The 1,702-nt window shown below is 53.6% G+C and carries 2 tRNA genes and 2 rRNA genes; all 4 read right to left on the reverse strand.

The features are described 5' to 3' along the window. A 23S ribosomal RNA gene (locus EFD56_RS32405) occupies nucleotides 1-597 on the reverse strand; the annotation flags it as partial. 502 nt (nucleotides 598-1,099) lie between these two features. Next, nucleotides 1,100-1,175 (reverse strand) — tRNA-Ala (locus EFD56_RS32410). A gap of 115 nt (nucleotides 1,176-1,290) precedes the next feature. Next, nucleotides 1,291-1,367 (reverse strand) — tRNA-Ile (locus tag EFD56_RS32415). A gap of 233 nt (nucleotides 1,368-1,600) precedes the next feature. After that, nucleotides 1,601-1,702 (reverse strand): 16S ribosomal RNA (locus tag EFD56_RS32420); the annotation flags it as partial.

The raw sequence follows: 1,702 nt of genomic DNA on the forward strand, positions 1-1,702 counted from the left end.
TTCACCTTTCCCTCACGGTACTTGTTCGCTATCGGTCATGCACGAGTACTTAGGCTTGGAGAGTGGTCTCCCCATGTTCAGACAGGATTTCTCGTGTCCCGCCCTACTCTAGGACAATCGTAATATCTACGCGTACGGGGCTGTCACCCACTACGGCCGCACTTTCCAGAGCGTTCCACTTTAATCACAATTGCCACTGGCCTGGTCCGCGTTCGCTCGCCACTACTTGCGGAGTCTCGGTTGATGTCCTTTCCTGCAGGTACTTAGATGTTTCAGTTCCCTGCGTTCGCTTCTTACACCCTATGTATTCAGGTGCAGATACCTTATCACAATACCTAGAAACCTGTTTTGTCCTCGCGGCCGAAGGCCTGCGGACGGCGCGCCGGACGACCGGCGACGCGCTTTGCGCTACGAAGGAAGTCCCTCACAACCAAAGCAACAAAACAGATTTTCTAGGTATTTAAGGTGGGTTGCCCCATTCGGAGATCCATGGATCAAAGCTCATTCGCAGCTCCCCACGGCTTTTCGCAGCGTATCACGTCCTTCATCGCCTGTGCATGCCAAGGCATCCACCAAATGCCCTTACGACACTTAATCGTTCTCATTGCCAATGCTCATCATCTCGCCACCGCCCCAAAGGAACGGCAACAGACCGGGTTACCTTTTACAACCCAGCCAATCCAACAATGCCATCGACGTGTTCGACCTGAGCACTTTATTGGAGCTACGCCGAGCAGCTCGCTTGTGTCAGGTCTTAAGACCAGCTTCTCGAGATTGGATCCGATACCGCGCGGTCAGGCAACGGTAATCCGATCGTTCATCAGACAATGCCCAAAGGCACCGAACAATAAACGATCCAGAGCGACAAGCTCCCTTCCTACCTCCAGTCCTTCCCCTATCTCCGGCCGGCTAGGCCATCCATAGGATCAGCAGAACTGGGCTCGGACGTTTCGGGCAAAACCCAAAACACCTGGAAGCCTCCAGATCAATCTTCTCTTCACAATGTATGCAGAACAGGCATCAGGCTCAAAGCCGATGCAAACTTTTATTTTCTTCAAAAGACAAAACCGTCAACCGTCAGTCTCAACACCAATCGATTTGGTGGAGCTGAGCGGGATCGAACCGCTGACCCCCTGCTTGCAAAGCAGGTGCTCTCCCAGCTGAGCTACAGCCCCATCAGCTCGATCGCCTGGCCGGGATAACCAAAGGTTACCCTGAGATACTCCAGGTTCGGCAACTTTCCGCATCAGCCATATTCCATCATTCCCAACCCTCATCCGCAAATGCGAATGGTGGGCCCGGGAAGACTTGAACTTCCGACCCCACGCTTATCAAGCGTGTGCTCTAACCAACTGAGCTACGGGCCCATTCGGGGAACCGGCCCAGCCTAAACTGGTCGACGCGGTTTTTTGTCTTCTTGAAGAAAGAGAAACGTGGACGGCGCAGCCCGCCATACCGTCATGACCGAAGTCTGCGGCGTATTACGTTGCGATGATCACCTGACTGGCGCCATCTATGTTCTAAAAAGCACGGGAAGGTTCATCTCTAGGTAAGTCAAAGACTTGCCGAAAGCGTCTTACCAATTCCACAGCTTCCTTAGAAAGGAGGTGATCCAGCCGCAGGTTCCCCTACGGCTACCTTGTTACGACTTCACCCCAGTCGCTGACCCTACCGTGGTTAGCTGCCTCCTTGCGGTTAGCGC

It is taken from the genome of Rhizobium phaseoli (assembly GCF_003985125.1).
GTDB classification, from domain to species: Bacteria; Pseudomonadota; Alphaproteobacteria; order Rhizobiales; family Rhizobiaceae; genus Rhizobium; species Rhizobium phaseoli.